The 19,597-nt window shown below is 60.3% G+C and carries 20 protein-coding genes; 9 read left to right on the forward strand and 11 right to left on the reverse strand.

All coding sequences use genetic code 11. The features are described 5' to 3' along the window. Positions 1 to 56 precede the first annotated feature (56 nt). A complete protein-coding gene (locus ACQY8Q_RS12690; protein ID WP_428429773.1) occupies positions 57 to 1,223 on the forward strand; it encodes an MFS transporter in 1,167 nt (388 codons plus the stop codon). 6 nt (positions 1,224 to 1,229) lie between these two features. Here the strand turns inward: ACQY8Q_RS12690 and ACQY8Q_RS12695 are convergent, their stop codons facing one another. Beyond that, positions 1,230 to 1,655, reverse strand: coding sequence for a VOC family protein (locus ACQY8Q_RS12695; RefSeq protein ID WP_428426901.1), 426 nt, complete (start codon positions 1,653 to 1,655; stop codon positions 1,230 to 1,232). An 82-nt stretch (positions 1,656 to 1,737) separates the two neighbouring features. Between ACQY8Q_RS12695 and ACQY8Q_RS12700 the strand changes: the two genes are divergently transcribed. Then, positions 1,738 to 2,316, forward strand: coding sequence for a TetR/AcrR family transcriptional regulator (locus tag ACQY8Q_RS12700; protein ID WP_428426902.1), 579 nt, complete (start codon positions 1,738 to 1,740; stop codon positions 2,314 to 2,316). Here ACQY8Q_RS12700 and nth read toward each other — a convergent pair. Next, positions 2,309 to 3,073 (reverse strand): endonuclease III, encoded by a 765-nt coding sequence (nth, locus tag ACQY8Q_RS12705; RefSeq protein ID WP_428426903.1) that lies wholly within the window; start codon positions 3,071 to 3,073, stop codon positions 2,309 to 2,311. The genes ACQY8Q_RS12700 and nth overlap by 8 nt on opposite strands. Positions 3,074 to 3,095: 22 nt before the next feature. Here nth and ACQY8Q_RS12710 point away from each other — a divergent pair, with 22 nt between their 5' ends. Together ACQY8Q_RS12710 and ACQY8Q_RS12715 are read left to right on the forward strand one after the other, a co-directional pair. Next, positions 3,096 to 3,593 (forward strand): DUF2244 domain-containing protein, encoded by a 498-nt coding sequence (locus tag ACQY8Q_RS12710; protein WP_428426904.1) that lies wholly within the window; start codon positions 3,096 to 3,098, stop codon positions 3,591 to 3,593. 64 nt (positions 3,594 to 3,657) lie between these two features. Beyond that, the gene (locus ACQY8Q_RS12715; protein ID WP_428426905.1) at positions 3,658 to 4,530 is read left to right on the forward strand and encodes a methylated-DNA--[protein]-cysteine S-methyltransferase; all 873 of its coding nucleotides are present in this window, start codon (positions 3,658 to 3,660) and stop codon (positions 4,528 to 4,530) included. A gap of 55 nt (positions 4,531 to 4,585) precedes the next feature. Here ACQY8Q_RS12715 and ACQY8Q_RS12720 read toward each other — a convergent pair whose 3' ends face one another. The 6 genes from ACQY8Q_RS12720 to mepA form a co-directional block, all read right to left on the reverse strand. Continuing rightward, positions 4,586 to 5,221 carry a 2,3-bisphosphoglycerate-dependent phosphoglycerate mutase gene (locus tag ACQY8Q_RS12720; RefSeq protein WP_060637854.1) on the reverse strand — a complete coding sequence of 212 codons (636 nt, stop codon included), beginning with the start codon at positions 5,219 to 5,221 and terminating at the stop codon, positions 4,586 to 4,588. A 27-nt stretch (positions 5,222 to 5,248) separates the two neighbouring features. Then, positions 5,249 to 6,067 (reverse strand): 4-hydroxy-tetrahydrodipicolinate reductase, encoded by an 819-nt coding sequence (gene dapB, locus ACQY8Q_RS12725; RefSeq protein ID WP_428426906.1) that lies wholly within the window; start codon positions 6,065 to 6,067, stop codon positions 5,249 to 5,251. 17 nt (positions 6,068 to 6,084) lie between these two features. After that, positions 6,085 to 7,890, reverse strand: coding sequence for an ABC transporter ATP-binding protein (locus ACQY8Q_RS12730; protein ID WP_428426907.1), 1,806 nt, complete (start codon positions 7,888 to 7,890; stop codon positions 6,085 to 6,087). Between the two features lie 101 nt (positions 7,891 to 7,991). Continuing rightward, on the reverse strand, positions 7,992 to 9,017 hold the full coding sequence (locus tag ACQY8Q_RS12735; protein WP_428426908.1) for a glucokinase: 1,026 nt from the start codon (positions 9,015 to 9,017) through the stop codon (positions 7,992 to 7,994). Between the two features lie 49 nt (positions 9,018 to 9,066). Further along, positions 9,067 to 9,447: a methylglyoxal synthase gene (locus ACQY8Q_RS12740; protein WP_428426909.1), complete on the reverse strand. Its 381-nt coding sequence runs from the start codon at positions 9,445 to 9,447 to the stop codon at positions 9,067 to 9,069. Positions 9,448 to 9,561: 114 nt separating this feature from the next. Continuing rightward, the gene (mepA, locus tag ACQY8Q_RS12745; RefSeq protein ID WP_428426910.1) at positions 9,562 to 10,626 is read right to left on the reverse strand and encodes a penicillin-insensitive murein endopeptidase; all 1,065 of its coding nucleotides are present in this window, start codon (positions 10,624 to 10,626) and stop codon (positions 9,562 to 9,564) included. Positions 10,627 to 10,888: 262 nt separating this feature from the next. Between mepA and ACQY8Q_RS12750 the strand changes: the two genes are divergently transcribed. From ACQY8Q_RS12750 to ACQY8Q_RS12770, 5 genes are all read left to right on the forward strand, one after another. Then, positions 10,889 to 12,685, forward strand: a complete 1,797-nt coding sequence (locus ACQY8Q_RS12750) for an extracellular solute-binding protein (protein WP_428429774.1) — start codon at positions 10,889 to 10,891, stop codon at positions 12,683 to 12,685. 179 nt (positions 12,686 to 12,864) lie between these two features. Continuing rightward, complete coding sequence (locus ACQY8Q_RS12755) at positions 12,865 to 13,950, forward strand: microcin C ABC transporter permease YejB (RefSeq protein ID WP_113313275.1); 1,086 nt, start codon at positions 12,865 to 12,867, stop codon at positions 13,948 to 13,950. Continuing rightward, complete coding sequence (locus ACQY8Q_RS12760; protein WP_428426911.1) at positions 13,950 to 15,104, forward strand: ABC transporter permease; 1,155 nt, start codon at positions 13,950 to 13,952, stop codon at positions 15,102 to 15,104. The genes ACQY8Q_RS12755 and ACQY8Q_RS12760 overlap by 1 nt, the downstream gene beginning before the upstream one ends. Before the next feature lie 8 nt (positions 15,105 to 15,112). Next, on the forward strand, positions 15,113 to 16,741 hold the full coding sequence (locus ACQY8Q_RS12765; protein ID WP_428426912.1) for an ABC transporter ATP-binding protein: 1,629 nt from the start codon (positions 15,113 to 15,115) through the stop codon (positions 16,739 to 16,741). Between the two features lie 10 nt (positions 16,742 to 16,751). Further along, the gene (locus tag ACQY8Q_RS12770; RefSeq protein ID WP_428426913.1) at positions 16,752 to 17,711 is read left to right on the forward strand and encodes a 2-hydroxyacid dehydrogenase; all 960 of its coding nucleotides are present in this window, start codon (positions 16,752 to 16,754) and stop codon (positions 17,709 to 17,711) included. Here ACQY8Q_RS12770 and ACQY8Q_RS12775 read toward each other — a convergent pair whose 3' ends face one another. The 3 genes from ACQY8Q_RS12775 to ACQY8Q_RS12785 form a co-directional block, all read right to left on the reverse strand. Beyond that, a complete protein-coding gene (locus tag ACQY8Q_RS12775; protein ID WP_428426914.1) occupies positions 17,712 to 18,566 on the reverse strand; it encodes an NlpC/P60 family protein in 855 nt (284 codons plus the stop codon). It abuts the gene before it with no gap. Between the two features lie 6 nt (positions 18,567 to 18,572). Next, positions 18,573 to 18,923, reverse strand: a complete 351-nt coding sequence (locus tag ACQY8Q_RS12780) for a MarR family winged helix-turn-helix transcriptional regulator (RefSeq protein ID WP_037103841.1) — start codon at positions 18,921 to 18,923, stop codon at positions 18,573 to 18,575. Between the two features lie 82 nt (positions 18,924 to 19,005). After that, the gene (locus ACQY8Q_RS12785; RefSeq protein WP_428426915.1) at positions 19,006 to 19,596 is read right to left on the reverse strand and encodes an NAD(P)H-dependent oxidoreductase; all 591 of its coding nucleotides are present in this window, start codon (positions 19,594 to 19,596) and stop codon (positions 19,006 to 19,008) included. Position 19,597 lies beyond the last annotated feature (1 nt).

Genomic DNA, 19,597 nt, shown 5'->3' on the forward strand with positions numbered 1-19,597 from the left:
CAGGCATTGCCTCCGAAACCGAGGGCCCCGAATTCAAGGCTACTGAACCCAAGGCGATGTCATCGGCGATGATGTTTCTTCTGGCCGCAGCCTGCGGCTTGATTGCCGCCAACCTGTATTACGCGCAACCGCTGATCGGCCCGATCAGCGCGTCGCTCGGTCTGTCTCCCGGGGCTGCGGGATTGATCGTGACGCTGACGCAGATCGGCTATGGTCTTGGCCTTCTGCTGATCGTGCCGCTGGGTGATCTCTTTGAAAACCGCAAGCTGATCCTTTCGGTCATGGCGCTCGGAATAGTGGCCGTGGTCGGGGCAGGACTCGCCTCGACGCCGCTGCCGTTTCTGGCCTCGGCATTTTTCATCGGGCTCGGGTCCGTCGCCATCCAGATCATCGTACCCTATGCGGCACATATGACGCCCGAGGCCCATCGCGGCCAGGCGGTCGGCAACGTCATGAGTGGCCTGATGGTCGGCATCATGCTGGCGCGCCCTGCCTCAAGTTTCATCGCCGAGTTCCTGCCCTGGCATATGGTCTTCTTCATCTCGGCCGTGGTGCTGGTCGTACTCGCATTGGTTCTCGCCCGCGCCCTGCCGCCGCGTGTTCCAGATACGGGTTTGAGCTACGGCGCACTGCTCGCGTCGATGGGCCAGTTGGTCGCAACCACGCCGGTCTTGCGCCGCCGTTCATTGTATCATGCCTTCATGTTTGCCGCCTTCAGCCTGTTCTGGACGACAACGCCGCTGCTATTGTCCGGCCCGGAATTCGGCCTATCGCAGGGGGAGATTGCGCTGTTCGCACTGGCCGGTGCCGCCGGCGCCATCGCCGCGCCGATCAGCGGGCGTCTTGCAGACAAGGGCTGGAGTTTTCCGGCAACCCGCCTGTCGATGATCTCCGTCGCAGCCGCGTTCCTCGTCACGCATATCGCTCCGGGGGGGTCAGCATGGGCACTCGGCCTTCTCACCTTCGCTGCGATCCTGCTGGATTTTGGCGTCGTTACCAATCTGGTTATGGGCCAGCGCGCGATCTTCATGCTCGGCGCCGAATATCGCAGCCGCCTGAACGGGCTTTACATGGCGACGTTCTTTGCCGGTGGTGCCGTCGGTTCGGCGCTTGGTGGCTGGCTTTATGCGCAAGGCGGCTGGTGGGCCGCCTCGATGCTTGGCTTGGCACTGCCGGTCTCGGCGCTCCTTTATTCGCTGACGGAGCGTAGACCGACGGCCTAAGCGTGATCAGGCCGGCAGCACGGACGCAGTATACTGCGCCGCATATTCCGCCGTTGGCGGGATCGGCTTGATCACGTCGATCAGTACGCCGTTCGGATCAGCGGTGATGAAATGCCGCTGGCCGAAATCCTCATCGCGCAGCGTTAGGAGGATCGGCAGGCCCGCCGCCTGGAATTTCACATAAACGGCATCCGGGTCTTCAACTTCAAAATTGAGCAGAAGCCCGGACGCTGCGCCGCGTGCGCTTTCCGGGATTGTTTCGTGGCTGCCATCGAGAATGGCCAGTGTCACATGCTCGTTCTCAGTCGATTGCAGATGCATGTACCAATCGACTGTAAACAGCGCTTCGAAGCCGAAATGCCGGATATAGAATTCTGCCGTGCCCTGAACATCGCTGGTCATAATGACGGGATAATAGCTGGTGATTTTCATCTCTTTTCCTCCGTGCGAAATTATCATACAGTCTGTATGTTTTGTAATTAACATACATTCAGATTGTATGTAAAGGTGGAAAATGCGACGCAGCAATAAGGAACGGACCGAAAGCATGCGCCTCGCCCTGATGGCGGCAGCCCGCACACTTTTCGTCGAAAAAGGCTATGCCGACACGGCGACCCCCGAGATCGCCAGCGCCGCCGGCGTGACGCGGGGCGCTCTCTATCATCATTTCGAGGACAAGAAGGCGTTGTTTGCGGCCATCGTTGCAGACGAAGCCCGTCAGGTGGGCGGCGAGATCGAGGCTAAAGCCGCCGGATCCAGCAACGCCCGCGATGCGTTGCTGCAGGGCGCACGCGGCTATTTTGATGCGATGGCTGTGCCAGGCCGCACACGGCTTCTCCTACTCGAAGGCCCTGCCATTCTTGGCCTTCACAGCCTGCAGGATATCGATGCTGAGCATGTCGAGGGGAGTTTGAAGGCGGGTCTGGCAGATCTGTTTACGACAAACGGCAAGGATGCCACGCTGCTGGATGCATTCGCCCAGCTTCTGTCCGCATCCTTTGACCGCGCCGCTTTAGCCATCGAAGCAGGCGGCAGGCGCGACGACTACGAGACGGCAATCGCCAGCCTGATCGACGGCATTTCCATCAGATGATCTGGGCTGGCAGTTCGACCAGCGGCGCCGGCATCTCGCTGGTCTTTTCCGCCGCCTTGCAGATGTCGGCGATGACGCAACGTTGGCATTCCGGCTTGCGCGCCTTGCAGCAATAGCGCCCGTGCAGGATCAGCCAGTGATGGGCGTGGTAGAGATAGTGATCGGGGATGATCTGCATCAACTGATGTTCGATCTCGTCCGGGGTCTTCGCCGGTGCCAGACAGAGCCGGTTGGCTATGCGGAAAATATGGGTATCGACCGCCATGGTGGCCTGACCGAACGCCATGGATAGCACCACATTGGCGGTCTTGCGGCCAACGCCGGGCAGGGTGATCAGTTCTTCGCGGGTGCGCGGCACCTCACCGCCGAACTCGGCGATCAGCTTTTCGCTGAGCGCGATGACGTTCTTGGCCTTGTTGCGGTAAAGCCCGATAGACTTGATATGCTCGCGAACCTGCTCCTCGCCGAGATCAACCATCTTTTCCGGCGTGTCGGCAATGGCGAAAAGCGCCCGTGTCGCCTTGTTGACGCCCGCATCCGTCGCCTGTGCCGACAGAGCCACCGCAACAACCAGCGTAAACGGATTGACGTGTTCCAGTTCGCCCTTCGGCTCGGGCCGCTGGATCGAGAAACGGCGGAAAATCTCCTCGATCTCTTCCCTGCTGTAGATCGTTTTCGGCCTTGTCCTGGCGCGGCCGGTTGTCGCGGATTTTGCTTTCGCCGGCTTGACTGCTGATTGTGGCTTCACGTTTTTCATGATGCATCTATAGTCATTCGTCATGATCGATGGCAACGCCGAGATGTCGAGTGAGGAGCAGCCGGTTTTCGCCGCTGAGCTGACACCCTATCGTTCGCTCGGAATCAGGGGTTTTAAGGTTTTCCTGTTCATCGCCGCCCTGATGAGCCTCGTCCATATCGTCGTTTTCGTGGTCATCGGCGCATGGCCGATCGTCTTTTTCTTCGGGCTGGATTTTCTTCTTCTGTTCGGTGCGTTCTGGCTGAATTATCGCTCCGCCCGCGCCCGCGAGGAAATCCGCGTTTCGCGCACCGACGTCTGCGTGCGCAAGTTCACGCCGGCCGGACGGATGACCGAGCACCGGTTCAACCCGTTCTGGACGCGGTTCAACATTTCCCGCCATCAGGAAATCGGCATCGTGTCGATGCAGCTCAGCGACCGGCAGCGCACCACCGATATCGGCTCTTTCCTCAACCGCGATGATCGCGAAACCTTCGCCACCGCTTTTTCCGGTGCCTTGGCGACGGTGAAACGCCGATAGATCAAGAATCGGGTGGCGATGGCCCGCTCCGAGTGATTATCTCTGGTCTCAAGGAGATACGACCATGGATATCAAGACATCGATTCCCACCGATATCACGCCGCAGGGCAGCGATTATGAAACCGTCAGCCGCGTGGTCGAGCTGTTGACCGAGAATTATCGCGATCAGCCGTCTCTCGACGCCATTGCCAGCGATCTCGGCCAGTCGCCAACACAGCTACAAAAGACCTTTACCCGCTGGGCAGGGCTCTCTCCCAAGGCGTTCCTTCAGGCAGTGACGCTCGATCACGCCAAGCGCCTGCTGCGCCAGGAGGAGCTGCCGCTTCTGGAAACCAGCTTCGAGCTCGGCCTGTCCGGTCCCTCGCGCTTGCACGACCTGTTCGTCACCCATGAGGCGATGTCGCCGGGCGAGTGGAAGCAACGCGGCGGCGGGCTGACCATCCGTTACGGTTTCCATCCATGCCCGTTCGGCGTGGCACTGGTGATGGTCACCGATCGCGGATTGGCCGGCCTTGCCTTCAACGATGCCGGTGATGAGAAAGCCAGCTTCGAGGATATGGCCAGCCGCTGGCCTAATGCCCAGTTTATCGAGGATAGCGCAGCCACCGCGGGTTATGCGGCGCGTATTTTCGATGCTCGGGAATGGAGCGCTGAAGAACCGTTGCGCGTCGTGCTGATCGGCTCCGATTTCCAGATCCGTGTGTGGGAATCACTGTTGAAGATCCCGATGGGAAAGGCTGTCACCTATTCCGATATCGCCTGCGATATCGGCCAGCCCACCGCTTCTCGGGCCGTCGGCGCTGCCGTCGGCCGCAACCCCATCTCGTTCGTCGTTCCCTGTCACCGGGCCCTCGGCAAAAGCGGCGCGCTCACCGGTTATCACTGGGGCCTCACCCGAAAGCGGGCGATGCTCGGCTGGGAGGCCGGCAAGGTCTGACGTGAAAAGGGCCGCTTGCGCAGCCCTTTTCATTGAGTTCGATCTATTCAGGCGCTTAATGCGCGCCGGACATGTCGCCAAGCACTTCCTTGGAAGCGACGGTGGAATCGGCCTTCAGCTTGTAGACCATCGGCACGCCGGTCGCGAGATTGACCGAGAGGATCTGCTCGCGGTCCAGCCGGTCGAGAACCATCAGCAACGAGCGCAGCGAATTGCCATGGGCGGCAACCAGGACCTTTTCGCCGGCCAGCACGCGTGGCAGGATGTCGGTCATGTAATAGGGCCAGACGCGGGCGCCAGTGTCCTTCAGGCTTTCGCCGCCCGGCGGCGGTACGTCATAGGAACGGCGCCAGATGTGCACCTGCTCTTCGCCCCACTTGGCGCGGGCATCATCCTTGTTAAGACCGGAGAGATCGCCGTAGTCGCGCTCGTTCAGCGCCTGGTCCTTGATGGTTTCCAGATCGGGTTGGCCGAGATTGTCGAGAATGAGCTTCAGCGTATGCTGAGCGCGTGTCAGCACCGACGTGAAGGCAACATCGAACTTGATGCCGTAATCGGCCAGCGCCTTGCCACCGGCATTGGCTTCCTCGATGCCAAGCGGCGTCAGGTCGGGGTCCTTCCAGCCGGTAAACAGGTTTTTCAGGTTCCAGTCGCTCTGGCCGTGACGCACAAGGACGAGGGTGCCGCTCATAGAAATTCCTCCGGGGAGTTTTAGGGGTCAGGACAGCCCGAGCACGTCGAGCATGGAATAGAAGCCGGGTTTCTGGTTACGCGCCCAGAGTGCTGCAGTAATGGCGCCCCGGGCAAAGATCGCCCGGTCCGTTGCCGAATGGGACAATGTCACCTGCTCGCCTTCGCCGGCAAGGATGACAGAGTGCTCGCCGATGACGGAGCCGCCGCGCAGTGTGGCAAAACCGATGGCGCCAGTGACACGCGCGCCGGTATGGCCGTCGCGCACCCGCACGGAATGTTCGGCAAGGCCGATCTCCCGGCCCCTGGCGGCGGCTTCGCCAAGCAACAGTGCTGTGCCGGACGGCGCGTCCACCTTGTGCTTGTGGTGCATTTCAAGGATTTCGATATCCCAGCTTTCCGGACCAAGCGCGCGGGCCGCCTGCTGTGTCAGCACGCCGAGAAGATTGACGCCGAGGCTCATATTGCCGGATTTGACGATCCGCGCGTGCCGCCCGGCCGCCTTGAATTTTTTCTCATCGTCCACCGAGCATCCGGTGGTGCCGATGACATGGACGATGCGGGCCTGGGCCGCGAGGCCGGCAAAGTCCACCGAGGAGGCAGGCGCGGTGAAATCGAGCACGCCTTCGGCCTCGACAAAGGCCTCGAGCGGCTTGTCGGTGATCACGACGCCGGTCGGTCCAAGCCCGGCAATCTCGCCGGCATCCCGGCCGATGAAAGCCGAACCCGGCCGCTCGACGGCGGCAAAGACGGTGGCGCCCGGCATGGCATGGATGGTGCGGATCAGCGTCTGGCCCATCCGGCCTGCAGCCCCGACCACCACGAGTTTCATGTCTGTCCCGCTCATGCCCGTCCCAGTTCCTGTCAAATGAGAGTTTCTGCTTCCGCCTGTGACGGCGTTTCGCCCTGTAGATTGTGAAGGCGAGCGTAGAGGCCGTTACTGCGCTGCGCAAGCGCCTCATGGGTGCCTTCCTCGGCAACGATCCCGTCCTTCATGACGATGATCTTGTCGGCATTGACGACGGTCGACAGGCGGTGGGCAATCACCACCACGGTGCGGCCGCTCATGGCGTGATCGAGCGCCTTCTGGACGGCTGCCTCCGATTCGGTATCCAGTGACGAAGTCGCTTCGTCGAGAAGCAGGATAGGTGCATTGCGCACCAGCGCGCGGGCAATGGACAGCCGCTGGCGCTGGCCGCCCGAAAGGGTCACACCGTTTTCACCGACCGCAGTGTCATATCCCTGCGGTTGGTTGCGGATGAAATCATGCGCATAGGCCAGTTTCGCGGCTTCCTCGACCTCTGCATCCGTGGCCGTGGGGCGGCCATAGCGGATATTATCGCGGATCGAGCCTTCAAACAGATAAGGCTGCTGCGAAACATAGGCGAGCCCGTTGCGCAGCGACTGTTTGGTGACATGGGCGATGTCCTGCCCGTCGATCAGGATTTCGCCGCCAGATGGGTCGTAGAAACGCGGAATGAGGCTGATGACGGTCGATTTCCCAGCACCGGACGGTCCGACAAGCGCCGTCGTCTTGCCACCTTCGGCAATGAAGCTGACACCCTTCAGAATATCGTCGCCGTGATGATAGGCGAAACGGACGTTTTTGAATTCGATGGTGGCTGTCTTGATCTGCAAATCGCCAGCGTCCGGCAGGTCACGCTGATGCGGGACCATATCGAGGATTTCGTAGATCATCCGTGCATTGACGACGGCGCGCTCCAGCGAAACCTGCAGTCGGGCCAGGCGCCTGGCCGGATCATAGGCCATCAGCAGCGCCGTCACGAAGGCGAAGAAAGCGCCCGGCTGGATACCATCGTAGATCGAGCGGAAGGCGGCATAGGCCAGGACGCTGGCAATCGCAAAACCGGCAAACGTTTCCGTCATCGGCGCGGTGCGCTCACTGAGGCGGGCGATGCGGTTGGCGCGGTTTTCTGCCCTGTCGATGATCGCCTCGACCTTGGTCCTGAGCTGGTCTTCCATCGTAAACGCCTTGACGATGGTGATGCCCTGGATGGTCTCCTGCATTGCGCCGAGCACGTGGCTGTTGATCTCCACCGATTCGCGCGTCGCCAGCCGCAACCGGCGGGAGATGTAGCGAAGGCCGATCAGCAACGGCGGTGCGACGACGAAAACGATCAGCGTCAGCAGCCAGTCCTTGCTGATCATCACGCCGATCAACGCCACCAATGTCAGAAAGTCGCGCGCAAGCGACGTCACCGTCATGTTGAGCACGTCGCGAATGCCGGAAACGTTCTGGCTGATCTGGGCGGAGATGCGGGCCGAGCGGGTATCGCTGAAATAGCCGACGCTCAGCGCCATCAGGTGCGAATAGAGCCGGCGCTGGTAGCTGGCAACGATATTGTTGCCGATCTTCGACAGCGCCACAGCCTGGCCATAAGTGGCAAAGCCACGCAGCACGAAGGCCAGAAAGATCGCACCGCAGATATAGAGGACGATATCGGCGCGCTTGTTGGCGAAGGCTTCGTTGACGACCGATTCCATGACCCAGGCGGTAAACGCCGTGGTCGCGGCAACAAGGACGAGGCAGGCGATGGCAATGCCGTAGCCACGCAGGTGAGCCCGCCCATTTTCCGCGATCACACGCTTGAGGACGCTGGTAATGGTCTCGCGATCGATTGCGGGGAGCTTTGTTTTGGCTTGCTTCAAGCTGGTTTCCTTAAAACCCGGCGCGCTTTGGAGCGCGGTATTTCACCGGGCTCTATAGTACCTTGATCCCTGTTTGGCGAGTCTGGCCCTAAGCCGAGGCCTCAAGTTCTCCAGCGCCGTCCCTCCATTGCCACACCGAAGCGCGAAGGCGTGCGCGAATAGGCGGCAAGGCCGGACAGGGCTGCGGTCGGGTGGGTGACCACAAAAGTCGGGATGGTCTTGAGCAAAGCCGAATGTGGCGCCTTGTCCTCGAAGGCCAGGCGGAATTCCGGTTTCTTCAGTGCCGGCAGGATCTTTTGCGAAATGCCGCCGGCAAGGAACACGCCGCCCCGCGCCATGAAGATCATCGCCATGTCACCGGCGACGCGGCCGAGATAGGTGGAAAACAACGAGATAGTCTCCACTGCCGCCTCGTCGCTGCCCGCAAGCGCATTGGTGGTCACGGCTGCCGGATCGGCAAGCTTCGGGTCCCACGCCTTTGATTCGCAGACGGCGCGGTAGATGTTCATGATGCCGCGGCCGCACAGCAATTGTTCGGCAGAAATGCGTCCCTCTATCGGCTCGAGGAAGGGCCAGATCTGATAGTCACGCTCGGTGCGCGGACCAACATCGACATGGCCGCCTTCGCCGGGAACCGGAAACCAGGTGTGCTGGGCATGGACGAGACCCGCAACGCCAAGGCCGGTGCCTGGGCCAAGCACGGCGCATGAGGCGGATTCGAGAATGGAGCCCGGGCCGATCTGTTCGCGGCCCTCGTTACCGATCGAAGCGATGGCAAGCGCCTGCGCCTCGAAATCGTTGATGATGATCACGTCTTCCAGCGACAGCGCCGTCAGCATGTCCTTCGGCTTGATCACCCAGCCGGCATTGGTCAGCGGTATCTCGTCGCCCTTGACCGGGCCTGCCACAGCGATGATCGCCGAACGCGGCTGAACCGAGGTCTTGTCGAGAATACTGGTCTGCAGCGCTTCCTCGATACTGGCGTAGCTAGTCGTCGGAATGATCGGAAACAGCTTCGGCTCGGCAAAAGCGTCGAGGAGCAGGGCGAAGCGGGCATTGGTGCCGCCGATATCACCGATCAGGATCGGAAAGGTGAGGCCGCTGTCGGTATCTGGGAGCGTGGGCATGGAGGGTTCCGTTATGATCGTGCGGACTGAAGGCTGGAAAAGAGCTGTATCAGGGTTGGTTGAAGTCGATCAACCGTTCTGCCGTCGCCCGGTTCAAAGCCATCGGAATATCGTAGACGGTGGCAAGCCGCATCAGCGCCTTGACGTCGACATCGTGCGGCATGGCGGTGAGGGGATCGACGAAGAAAATCAGCATCTGCACGTCGCCGGTGGCGATCATCGCGCCGATCTGCTGGTCGCCACCAAGCGGGCCGCTCTTCAGCCGGATCACATTAAGGCTCGGGCATGCCTCCTGCACCCGGCCGCCCGTGGTGCCGGTGGCAACGATTTTCCAGCCGGCAAAGACGGCTTCATTGGCCTGCGCAAACGCGGCCATGTCGTCTTTCTTCTCATCGTGCGCAATCAGCGCCACGCATGTCTGGCTTGCCATCACAGAACTCCCGGCATCACACCGATCAGGAAAAATCTCGAATTAAATCGATTTGATTTTCTCTACAGCACTGCCCGGCAGTTGAAAAGCGCCGAAAGTTTCGGCGCCTCAAGCCTATTGCATGGCAGGGCGAGCCAGGGGGACCGGAACGTCATTGTCCGGCAGGTCGCTGTTTCCCGCATGGATGGCCTGCTGGATCGCCGCATCGCCAGGTGATGGCTGCGGCGCCACGTAAGCCGAGCCGAAAGTGGCCGACTGTTCCGAAGCTGCAGGTGCAGCCAGCAGGGCCGTGCAGGCTTTCGGCAAATCCGAAAGGGTTGTGAAGCGCGGTTTTACCGGTTTCGCATTGGGGTCTTTTTTCGGTGTAGCCCAGGGTTCCTTGGTGAACCACCAGGCAAGCGACTTGTCGCATCCGTCGCCGCTTGCGACCGGCGCCTGCGCCTTGCAGCTTGGCGTGCCCGGCGGGCAGAACATGCGAATATGGAAATGCTCGTCATGGCCATAGACCGGACGCACCTTGCCCAGCAGGTCGCGGTCACCGGTCCATGTCTCGCACAGCTTCTTCTTGATCGCCGGGTTGACGAAAACACGCTCCACTTGCGGATAGCTTGCCGCCTGCATCACCAGCTTGGCGTGGGTTGGTGTCCAGCGGTCTGAATTGACGGTCAGAAACTTGCTCTTGTCGAGCATCGAGATGAACGGCATGTCCTCGCGCGTCTGCGCGGAAAGCGACTGCGCAGGCTTGGGCTGAAACCAGATATCCGCGTCGAGCCCGATCTGGTGGGAAGCATGCCCGGTAATCATCGGCCCGCCGCGCGGCTGCGAAATATCGCCGATCAGGATGCCGGAGCCCCATCCAAGCCGTACCGCATCCTGCGAGAACGTTTCCAGCAGCTGGATCATTGCCGGATTTCCCCAGCGGCGGTTGCGCGACAGACGCATCGCCTGCCATGTCGGCCCGTCCGTGGGGATCGCCACGGCGCCGGCCATGCAGCCCTTGGCATAAAACCCGATTGGGTTCGCTGCCGCCTCGCTTGGAAGCTGCACCTTGCCGAAAATCTGCTTTGCAGGCGTATTGTCGGCGGCCGCTGCATCGCCTGCCACAAGGCTCAGCCCGATCAGTCCGGCCAGTGCCGCCGATCCGAGATGCCGAAGAAAGCCTGCCTTTGTCGGTGCCATATGCCGTCCGTTTCCTGATATTGCGTGGCGATCCGCGCATAAGCGATGCCCAACTGCGATTTGCCGTGCCGACACTGACACACCGTCTTTGTGTCAGCCTTGCCGGACACACAACCGTGACCCAAAAAAAATGCCCGATTTGAGGCGGCTTCTGTCAATTGCCCGGATTTTGCCTATTCTGTCGTTCAAGTAGCGAAAAAATGAAAAACGGAAGAGGCAAGTTGGCATGAATTTCAGACGCATATTGGCATTGGCCGCGACCATGTTTCTGGCAACTGGACCGGTGGTGGCTCAGGAGCCGGTCTGGCACGGCGGCATTTCCACGATTGGCGACCTGAAACACAAGGACGGCTTTGCCCGCTTCGATTATGTCAACCCGGATGCGCCCAAGGGCGGCGTGCTGAAGCTCTCCGCAACCGGGAGCTACGACACCTTCAACCCGATCCTTTCCAAGGGCGAGGCGGCGGCGGGCGTTGCGTCGCTAGTTTTCGATACGCTGTTGAAATCCGCCGAAGATGAGATCACCGCCTCTTACGGGCTGCTCGCCGAAGGCGTCTCCTATCCCGACGACTTTTCTTCCGCGACGTTCCGGCTGCGCACTGAAGCGAAATGGGCGGACGGTACGCCGGTGATACCGGAAGACGTTATCTTCTCCTTCGATATGTCGAAGGAACATAATCCTCTTCTCTCCAACTATTACCGCCATGTGGTCTCGGCTGAAAAGAGCGGCGCGCGCGACGTCACCTTCCGTTTCGACGAGAAGAACAATCGTGAGCTGCCGAACATTCTCGGCCAGTTTCCGATCGTACCGAAGCACTGGTGGGAAGGCCAGGATGCCAAGGGCAACAAGCGCGATATCAGCCGCACCACGCTGGAGCCGGTTATGGGATCCGGCCCTTACAAGATCGCGTCGTTCGACGCGGGCAGTTCGATCCGCTTCGAATTGCGTGACGATTATTGGGGCAAGGACCTGAATGTGAACGTCGGCCAGAACAATTTTGGTGCGATCACCTACACGTTCTTCGGCGACAGGACCATCGAGTTCGAGGCTGTCCGCGCCGGCAATGTTGATTTCTACCAAGATAACAGCTCCAGCCACTGGATGACGGCCTATGATTTTCCCGCCGTAAAGGATGGCCGCATCATTCGCGAGGAAATCCAAAACCCTCTGCGCGCCATCGGCATCATGCAGGCCTTTGTGCCGAACCTGCGCCGGGACAAATTCAAGGACCAGCGAGTGCGCGAGGCGTTAAACTACGCCTATGATTTTGAGAATCTCAACCGCACTCTCGCCTATAACAGGCTCAACCGCATCGACAGCTATTTCTGGGGCACCGAGCTCGCCTCCTCAGGTTTGCCGGAGGGGCGCGAGAAGGAAATCCTAGAGGAGCTGAAGGACAAGGTTCCTGCTGACGTTTTCACCACGCCGTACACGAATCCGGTGGCCGGCGATCCGCAGAAGGCGCGTGAGAACCTGCGCAAGGCCATGAGCCTCTTCAAGGAGGCGGGCTACGAACTGAAGAACAATAAGCTGGTCAACGCAAAGACCGGCGAACCTTTCGGCATCGAAATCCTCCTTTCCAATGCGTCTCAGGAGCGCACGGTTCTGCCGTATATCAAGAGCCTGAACGATATCGGTATCGATGCCCGTATCCGCACGGTCGACGCCTCACAATATACCAACCGCATCAGAAGCTTCGACTATGACATGATCTACGGCATCTGGTCGCAGACGCTGGTGCCGGGCAACGAGCAGAGCGATTACTGGGGGTCGGCTTCGGTCGATCAGCCGGGCTCAAGGAACTACGCGGGCATTTCCGATCCGGCGATCGACGAACTCATCCGTAGGATCATCTTCGCGCCGGACCGCGCCGAGCTTGTGGCGACCACCCACGCGCTCGACCGTGTCCTGCTGGCCCATCACTACCTAGTGCCGATGTTCTATTCCAAGTCGGTACAAGTCGCCTACTGGAGCCACCTAACCCATCCGGCGGAATTGCCCTATTACGGCATGGGATTCCCGGATGTCTGGTGGTCGAAGCCTGCCGGAACCCCATGAAAGCCTTGCGTAGGGCTCACCATGTACTCCATATGCAAATATGCGAATCAGTTTGGGCGTCCTGGCCGGTTTGGCAAGGGCGCCTTCAAGGAGACGAACGGATTGACTGAAAACAGGTGGCAGGCCGCTTGCGGATCGGATCGTGTTGCTGGAAACGGCGGCAGGCGGGAGCAACGCTGATGGGTGCCTATATCCTGCGCCGTCTTCTCCTGATGATCCCGACGATCGTCGGCATCATGGCCATCTCCTTCGCTGTCATCCAGTTTGCGCCGGGCGGCCCCGTCGAGCAGGTGATCTCCGATCTGACCGGCCAGCAGGGCGGCGACCGGTTATCCGGGAGCAGTGGTGATCTTGGGCAGTCGTTCTCCGATGATTCCTCCGGCAGATACCGGGGCGCGCAGGGGCTTGATCCGGAATTCATCAAGAAGCTGGAAAAGCAGTTTGGCTTCGACAAGCCGCCACTTGAGCGCTTTGGCCAGATGATGTGGAATTATATCCGCTTCGATTTCGGTGAGAGCTTCTTCCGCAACACCTCGGTCATCGACCTGATCCTCGACAAGATGCCGGTTTCAATCTCGCTCGGGCTCTGGATCCTTTTGTTTTCCTACGCGATTTCCATCCCGCTCGGCATCAAGAAGGCTATGTCCGATGGCTCGACCTTCGACGTCTGGACATCGGGCGTGATCATCGTCGGCTATGCGGTGCCGGGCTTCCTGTTCGGCATCCTGTTGATCGTGCTGTTTGCCGGCGGTTCGTTCTTCGATTGGTTCCCTTTGCGCGGCATCGTGTCGGATAATTTCGCCCAGTTGAACTGGTGGCAGAAGATCCTCGACTATTTCTGGCACATGACCTTGCCGCTGATCACGCTGTTGATGTCGGCCTTTGCGACGACGACGCTGCTGACCAAGAATTCCTTCATCGACGAAATCAAGAAGCAGTATGTGACGACAGCGCGGGCCAAGGGGCTGAACGAGCGCCAGGTTCTCTACGGCCATGTCTTTCGCAATGCCATGCTGATCATCATCGCCGGCTTCCCCGGCGCGTTCATCACCGCCTTTTTCACCGGTTCGCTTTTGACCGAATATATCTTCTCGCTCGATGGTCTTGGGCGTCTGGGCTATGACGCCATCGTCAAGCGCGACTATCCGATCGTTTTTGCAACGCTCTATATATTCTCTCTGATGGGCCTGTTCGTCAGCCTGCTGTCTGACCTCGTCTATACCTGGGTCGATCCGCGCATCGACTTCGACAGGAGGGACGTCTGATGGCTGCCGACATCGTCTCCGCCGATCCAACTTTGGTGACTGGGCGCACGGGCCGCCTGTCGCCGGTCAACCGCCGCCGCTGGGATAATTTCAAGGCCAACCGCCGCGGTTTCTGGTCGTTCTGGATCTTCCTCGTCCTGTTCGGTCTCAGCCTCGGTGCCGAGTTCATCGCCAATGACAGGCCGGTTCTGGTCTCCTACAAGGGCGAACTGCTCGTTCCGGCGCTGGTCCAGTATCCGGAAGAAAAATTCCTCGGCGATCTGGGGTTTTTGGCGATCACCGACTATAGCGCGCCAGAGATCTCCGACGAGATCAAGGCCAATGGCTGGATGATCTGGCCGCCGATCCGCTATTCCTATCAGACGGCCAATTCCAACATTCCGCACTCGGCGCCCACCAAGCCGTTCTGGCTGATGGACAAGGTCGAGCGCTGCTCCGGTTATCCGCAGGGCGAAAATGATCCCGGCTGCACGCTCGGCAATCTCAACTGGCTGGGTACCGACGACCAGGCGCGCGACGTTGCAGCGCGGATGATCTACGGGTTCCGCATCTCCGTCCTCTTCGGCCTTGCCCTGACCATTGCCTCCGCGGTCGTTGGCGTCACTGCCGGTGCCGTACAGGGCTATTTCGGCGGCTGGACGGACCTTCTAATGCAGCGCTTCATAGAAATCTGGTCTTCGATGCCGGTGCTCTACATCCTGTTGATCATCGCCGCGATCCTGCCGCCGGGTTTCTTCATATTGCTTGGGATCATGCTGCTGTTCTCATGGGTCGGTTTCGTCGGTATCGTCAGGGCCGAGTTCCTGCGGGCGCGCAATTTCGAATATGTGCGGGCCGCCCGCGCTCTCGGCGTCAACAACCGGACGATCATGTTCCGCCACCTTCTGCCCAATGCCATGGTGGCGACGCTGACCTTCCTGCCGTTCATTCTCTCCGGCTCGATCACAACGCTGACCTCGCTCGATTTCCTCGGCTTCGGCATGCCGCCGGGTTCCGCCTCGCTCGGCGAACTGATCAGCCAGGGCAAGTCCAACCTGCAGGCCCCTTGGCTCGGGCTGACCGCCTTCGTCGTCATGTCGGTGATGCTGTCGCTGCTGATCTTCATCGGCGAAGCCGCCCGTGATGCCTTCGACCCAAGGAAGACCTTCCGGTGAGCGCCACGATGACAGACACCCTCCTTTCCGTGCGCAATCTTTCGGTCGCCTTCCATCAGGGCGGCAGGACAACGACGGCGGTGGATGGCGTTTCCTTCGATATCAAGCGTGGCGAAGTGGTGGCGCTGGTCGGCGAATCCGGCTCGGGGAAATCGGTTTCGGCCAATTCGATCCTGAAGCTTCTGCCTTATCCTGCTGCCAGCCACCCGAGCGGCGAAATCCTGTTTAACGGCAAGGATCTGATGACGGCTTCCGATGCCGAACTGCGCCAGGTGCGCGGTAACGACATCACGATGATCTTCCAGGAGCCGATGACGTCGCTCAACCCGCTGCATTCGATCGAGCGGCAGATCGCCGAAATTCTCGACCTGCACCAGGGCATCACCGGCGCCGCAGCGCGGACCCGCGTGCTGGAACTGCTCAATCAGGTCGGCATCCGCGAACCGGAAAAGCGGCTCGCTGCCTATCCGCATGAATTGTCCGGCGGCCAGCGCCAGCGCGTGATGATCGCCATGGCGCTCGCCAACCGGCCGGAGCTTCTGATCGCCGACGAGCCGACCACGGCACTCGACGTGACCGTACAGGCGCAGATCCTCGAGCTTTTGAAAAAGCTTAAGGACGATCATGGCATGTCGATGCTGTTCATCACCCATGACCTCGGCATCGTTCGCAAGATCGCCGACCGTGTCTGCGTCATGACCAAGGGCAAGATCGTCGAAACCGGTCCGACGGCCGAGATTTTCGCCAATCCACAGCACGCTTATACCCGCCACCTGCTGGCCTCCGAGCCCAAGGGCGTGCCGCCCGTTTCCGACACGTCGAAACCGGTGGTGATGGCGGCGCAGGACATGAAAGTCTGGTTCCCGATCAAGGCCGGCTTCCTGCGCAAGGTGGTCGATCATGTGAAGGCGGTCGATGGCATCGACCTGACACTGCGCGCCGGCCAGACGCTTGGCGTCGTCGGTGAATCCGGCTCCGGCAAGACAACGCTTGGCCTGGCGCTGACGCGGCTGATCTCGTCGAAGGGGCGGATCAGTTTCATCGGTAACGAGATAGCCGGCTATTCGTTCAAGCAGATGCGCCCTCTACGCAATCGCATGCAGATCGTCTTTCAGGATCCCTTCGGCTCGCTCAGCCCGCGCATGGCCGTCAGCGACATCATCGCCGAGGGGTTGAAGGTGCATGAGTCGGGCCTTTCGGAAAAGGAACGCGACGCGCGTGTCGCCGCAGCCCTTGAAGAAGTCGGCCTCGATGCGGCGACGCGTTGGCGCTACCCGCATGAATTTTCCGGTGGCCAGCGTCAGCGTATCGCCATTGCCCGCGCTATGGTGCTGAAACCGCAGTTCGTCATGCTCGACGAGCCGACGTCGGCTCTGGATATGAGCGTACAGGCGCAGGTCGTCGATCTGCTGCGCGATCTGCAGGCGAAGCATTCGCTGGCCTATCTCTTCATCAGCCATGACCTCAAGGTCGTGCGTGCCCTTGCCAATGACATGATCGTCATGCGGCTCGGCAAGGTCGTCGAGCAGGGGCCTTCCGAGCGAATCTTCACGGCGCCGCAGGAAGATTATACCAAGGCGCTGATGGCCGCCGCCTTCAACATGGAAGCGGTCGATGTGCCCGCCGTCCGCCAATAGAGTCTGTGTCATGTCCGCGAAAAGCCCCGTCATCGTCGATCTGAAATTCATTCCGCGCGAAGTGGAGGACGGCCTGAAAGGTGCGTTCCCGGGACGCGAGGTCATCAATCTCGCCGACCCCGCCCACAACGGCCGCGATCTCTCCGGCATCGACTATGCCGTCGTCTGGAAATCCGATCCGGACCTGTTTTCGCGCGCTCCTGATCTGAAGGTGGTGTTTTCCGGCGGTGCCGGCGTTGACCACGTCCTGACGCTGCCGGGTCTGCCTGATGTGCCGCTGGTCCGCTTTGTCGATCGCAGCCTGACGACGCGGATGAGCGAATGGGTGGTCATGAACTGCCTCATGCACCTTCGCCAGCACCGCGCCTACGAGGCGCGGGCGAAGGCGCATGTCTGGGAGGATCTGAGCCAGCCGGAAGCGGCTGACGTGACCGTCGGTGTCATGGGCCTCGGCATCCTCGGTCAGGACGCCATTCGCAAACTTGGCGTCATGGGCTTCAAGACCATCGGCTGGTCGCGCTCGAAAAAGACAATCGATGGCGTCGAGACGTTTGACGGCGATGCGCTGGATGCCTTTCTGGCCAAGACCGATTTCCTCGTCAGCCTGCTGCCGTTGACAGCCGAGACAAAAGGCATCCTGAATGCCGCGCTGTTTTCAGAGCTCAGCCGCAAGGGACCTTTTGGTGCGCCGGTTGTGATCAATGGCGGCCGTGGCGGCAGTCAGGTGAGCGCCGATATCATCGCCGCGATCGAGTCGGGCGTTCTTGGCGGTGCCTCACTCGACGTGTTCGAGCAGGAGCCATTGGCCAGCGACAGCCCGTTCTGGGACATGGACAATGTCTATGTGACGCCGCATGTGGCAGCGTCGTCAGACGTAAAGGCGCTGTTTGTCCATGCCGAGCAACAGATGGACCGCTTTGAAAGCGGCCTGCCGCTGGAGCATCTGGTGGATCGCACAGCCGGCTATTGATCAAGGCCGGCGGAACCCCGTCGGCTTGTTGTAGAGCCAGCCGATCCGCTGAATCGATTCTTCAAGTCCCTCATGCGAGACGGTCATCGTATGGCCGTTGGCATGCAGCAGCGTCTTCTCGTCTTCCATGATCGCCACATGGCCCTTCCAGAACACGAGGTCGCCGCGCGTGAGTTCGCTGCGGTCGATTTCGGTGCCAAGTCCGCTGGCCTGCATATCGGTGTCGCGCGGCGCGTGTCTGCCGGTCATCATCATCGAGAGTTGTACGAGGCCGGAGCAGTCTATGCCGAATCCGGAGCGGCCACCCCAGAGATAGGGGGTTTCTAGAAAACGCTCGGCGATAGCGACATAGTCTCCCGAAAGCGGCTGTCCGACCTCGACGCAGTGGTTGGCAATCACTGCCTGCCCGCCTTCCAGCAGGAAATAGCGGGTGCCGCGCGTCTCACGCTCGTCGATGACGGCGATCCGGTTGCCCATGGAGAGCGCCTGCACTGTCGGGAATTTCAGGTCCGGTCCGGAGTAGATGAAGGTGCGCGGGGCGGTGATAATATGGGTGAGGCTGCGCACGACAGGTGAAACCGCATAATCGGGAATATATCCGACATAATCGTCAAAATCGGACTTCACCCAGGCCCAGCCGGCGTCGGTATCGAGAACGCGGACGGTTTCGCCGAGCAGCAGTTCCGTATCGGTGCCGCATTCGAGTTCCGGCCTTGCCCGCATCTGCACCACCGGCACGCAGATCAGCCCCGGTGAGCCACTGACATAGCTGGGCGCCTCGACGACGCCGCGAAGGCGCTCCTCAGCAAGATCGGTGCGGTAGGCGTTCAGCCGACGGTCGGGAAGATCAGACATAAATCCTCAGATAGACAGTTTGCGTCCCTGATCAATGATCAGATCGCCAAGTTTTTCAAGATAAAGCGCACCATCGACCGTGCGCTTGATGATCACATTACGTTTGTCGCGCTCGTCGCGACTGCGGGTCACAAGGCCGAGATCGCCCATCGTGTCGAGTGCGCGGGTAATCACCGGCTTGGTGACACCGAGAATTCCGGCCAGCCCACGCACCGTATGCGGCGGTGGAACAAGGTAGATATGCAGCAGAATGGAAATCTGCCGGAGCGTCAGGTCGCGATTATCGATCCGCACCTGTTCCAGCGAGACGCTATGCCAGAGGTTCAAAGCCTGCGAAGCTGATAATTCCACCGGCATCGGGCGCCCTCGGTTCAACCAACCTCTATTTTAGCGGCAAGACCGTTACGGAACCGTTTCTTTTCGTGAAGGTTCGGCGCACTCAAATCTGCTTGAGCGCCTTTTCAACCCTTGTCAGATGCGCGGCGCGTTGTGCCGGGCTCACCCGGTCCATGTCGTGCAGCGAGATAATCCGGAATTTGACATCCTTGGCGCAGAAGGCTGCGATCCCGCGCTTCAGCAGGCGGCGCACCGGGTTGCCCATGTAGAGCTTGACGACCCACCAGGGCGAGCCTGTTGTCGTCAGCGCCCAGAACAGCTTGATGTTGGTCAGGCGTGGAAGGATGCGGCCGCCGGATTGCTCGTGGTCGAAGGCGACGCCCGGTGCAAAGACCCGGTCGAAGAAACCCTTGAGGATCGCCGGAAAATTGAACCACCATTGCGGAAAAACCAGGATCAGTCCATCGGCGGCTCTCAGCCGCACAACGATTCCATCGACCGCCGCAGTGTCATAAGGCGTATTGAAATATCCGCGCCGCTCTGCTTCCAGCAAACGTGGATCGAAGTCTTCACGGTAGAGATCGAGCAGATCGACGCTATGGCCGCCTTTCTCAAGTGCCGCCTTCGCAGTGGCCGCAACACCTGCGGCAAAACTGTCGGCGAGCGGATGGGCGAGAACGAGGAGAATATGCATC

This window comes from Pararhizobium sp. (assembly GCF_965279435.1).
Classification (GTDB): Bacteria; Pseudomonadota; Alphaproteobacteria; order Rhizobiales; family Rhizobiaceae; genus Pararhizobium.

Excerpts from the sequence above, each read along its gene's own strand:
- ACQY8Q_RS12710 (WP_428426904.1), top strand. The coding sequence starts at position 3,096 with ATGATCGATGGCAACGCCGAGATGTCGAGTGAGGAGCAGCCGGTTTTC.
- ACQY8Q_RS12695 (WP_428426901.1), bottom strand. The coding sequence starts at position 1,655 with ATGAAAATCACCAGCTATTATCCCGTCATTATGACCAGCGATGTTCAG.
- ACQY8Q_RS12740 (WP_428426909.1), bottom strand. The coding sequence starts at position 9,447 with ATGGCAAGCCAGACATGCGTGGCGCTGATTGCGCACGATGAGAAGAAA.
- ACQY8Q_RS12760 (WP_428426911.1), top strand. The coding sequence starts at position 13,950 with ATGGCTGCCGACATCGTCTCCGCCGATCCAACTTTGGTGACTGGGCGC.
- ACQY8Q_RS12690 (WP_428429773.1), top strand. The coding sequence starts at position 57 with ATGTCATCGGCGATGATGTTTCTTCTGGCCGCAGCCTGCGGCTTGATT.
- ACQY8Q_RS12780 (WP_037103841.1), bottom strand. The coding sequence starts at position 18,923 with ATGCCGGTGGAATTATCAGCTTCGCAGGCTTTGAACCTCTGGCATAGC.
- ACQY8Q_RS12770 (WP_428426913.1), top strand. The coding sequence starts at position 16,752 with ATGTCCGCGAAAAGCCCCGTCATCGTCGATCTGAAATTCATTCCGCGC.
- ACQY8Q_RS12755 (WP_113313275.1), top strand. The coding sequence starts at position 12,865 with ATGGGTGCCTATATCCTGCGCCGTCTTCTCCTGATGATCCCGACGATC.
- mepA (WP_428426910.1), bottom strand. The coding sequence starts at position 10,626 with ATGGCACCGACAAAGGCAGGCTTTCTTCGGCATCTCGGATCGGCGGCA.
- nth (WP_428426903.1), bottom strand. The coding sequence starts at position 3,073 with ATGAAAAACGTGAAGCCACAATCAGCAGTCAAGCCGGCGAAAGCAAAA.
- ACQY8Q_RS12720 (WP_060637854.1), bottom strand. The coding sequence starts at position 5,221 with ATGAGCGGCACCCTCGTCCTTGTGCGTCACGGCCAGAGCGACTGGAAC.
- ACQY8Q_RS12750 (WP_428429774.1), top strand. The coding sequence starts at position 10,889 with ATGTTTCTGGCAACTGGACCGGTGGTGGCTCAGGAGCCGGTCTGGCAC.
- ACQY8Q_RS12735 (WP_428426908.1), bottom strand. The coding sequence starts at position 9,017 with ATGCCCACGCTCCCAGATACCGACAGCGGCCTCACCTTTCCGATCCTG.
- ACQY8Q_RS12765 (WP_428426912.1), top strand. The coding sequence starts at position 15,113 with ATGACAGACACCCTCCTTTCCGTGCGCAATCTTTCGGTCGCCTTCCAT.
- ACQY8Q_RS12700 (WP_428426902.1), top strand. The coding sequence starts at position 1,738 with ATGCGACGCAGCAATAAGGAACGGACCGAAAGCATGCGCCTCGCCCTG.
- ACQY8Q_RS12785 (WP_428426915.1), bottom strand. The coding sequence starts at position 19,596 with ATGCATATTCTCCTCGTTCTCGCCCATCCGCTCGCCGACAGTTTTGCC.
- ACQY8Q_RS12715 (WP_428426905.1), top strand. The coding sequence starts at position 3,658 with ATGGATATCAAGACATCGATTCCCACCGATATCACGCCGCAGGGCAGC.
- dapB (WP_428426906.1), bottom strand. The coding sequence starts at position 6,067 with ATGAGCGGGACAGACATGAAACTCGTGGTGGTCGGGGCTGCAGGCCGG.
- ACQY8Q_RS12775 (WP_428426914.1), bottom strand. The coding sequence starts at position 18,566 with ATGTCTGATCTTCCCGACCGTCGGCTGAACGCCTACCGCACCGATCTT.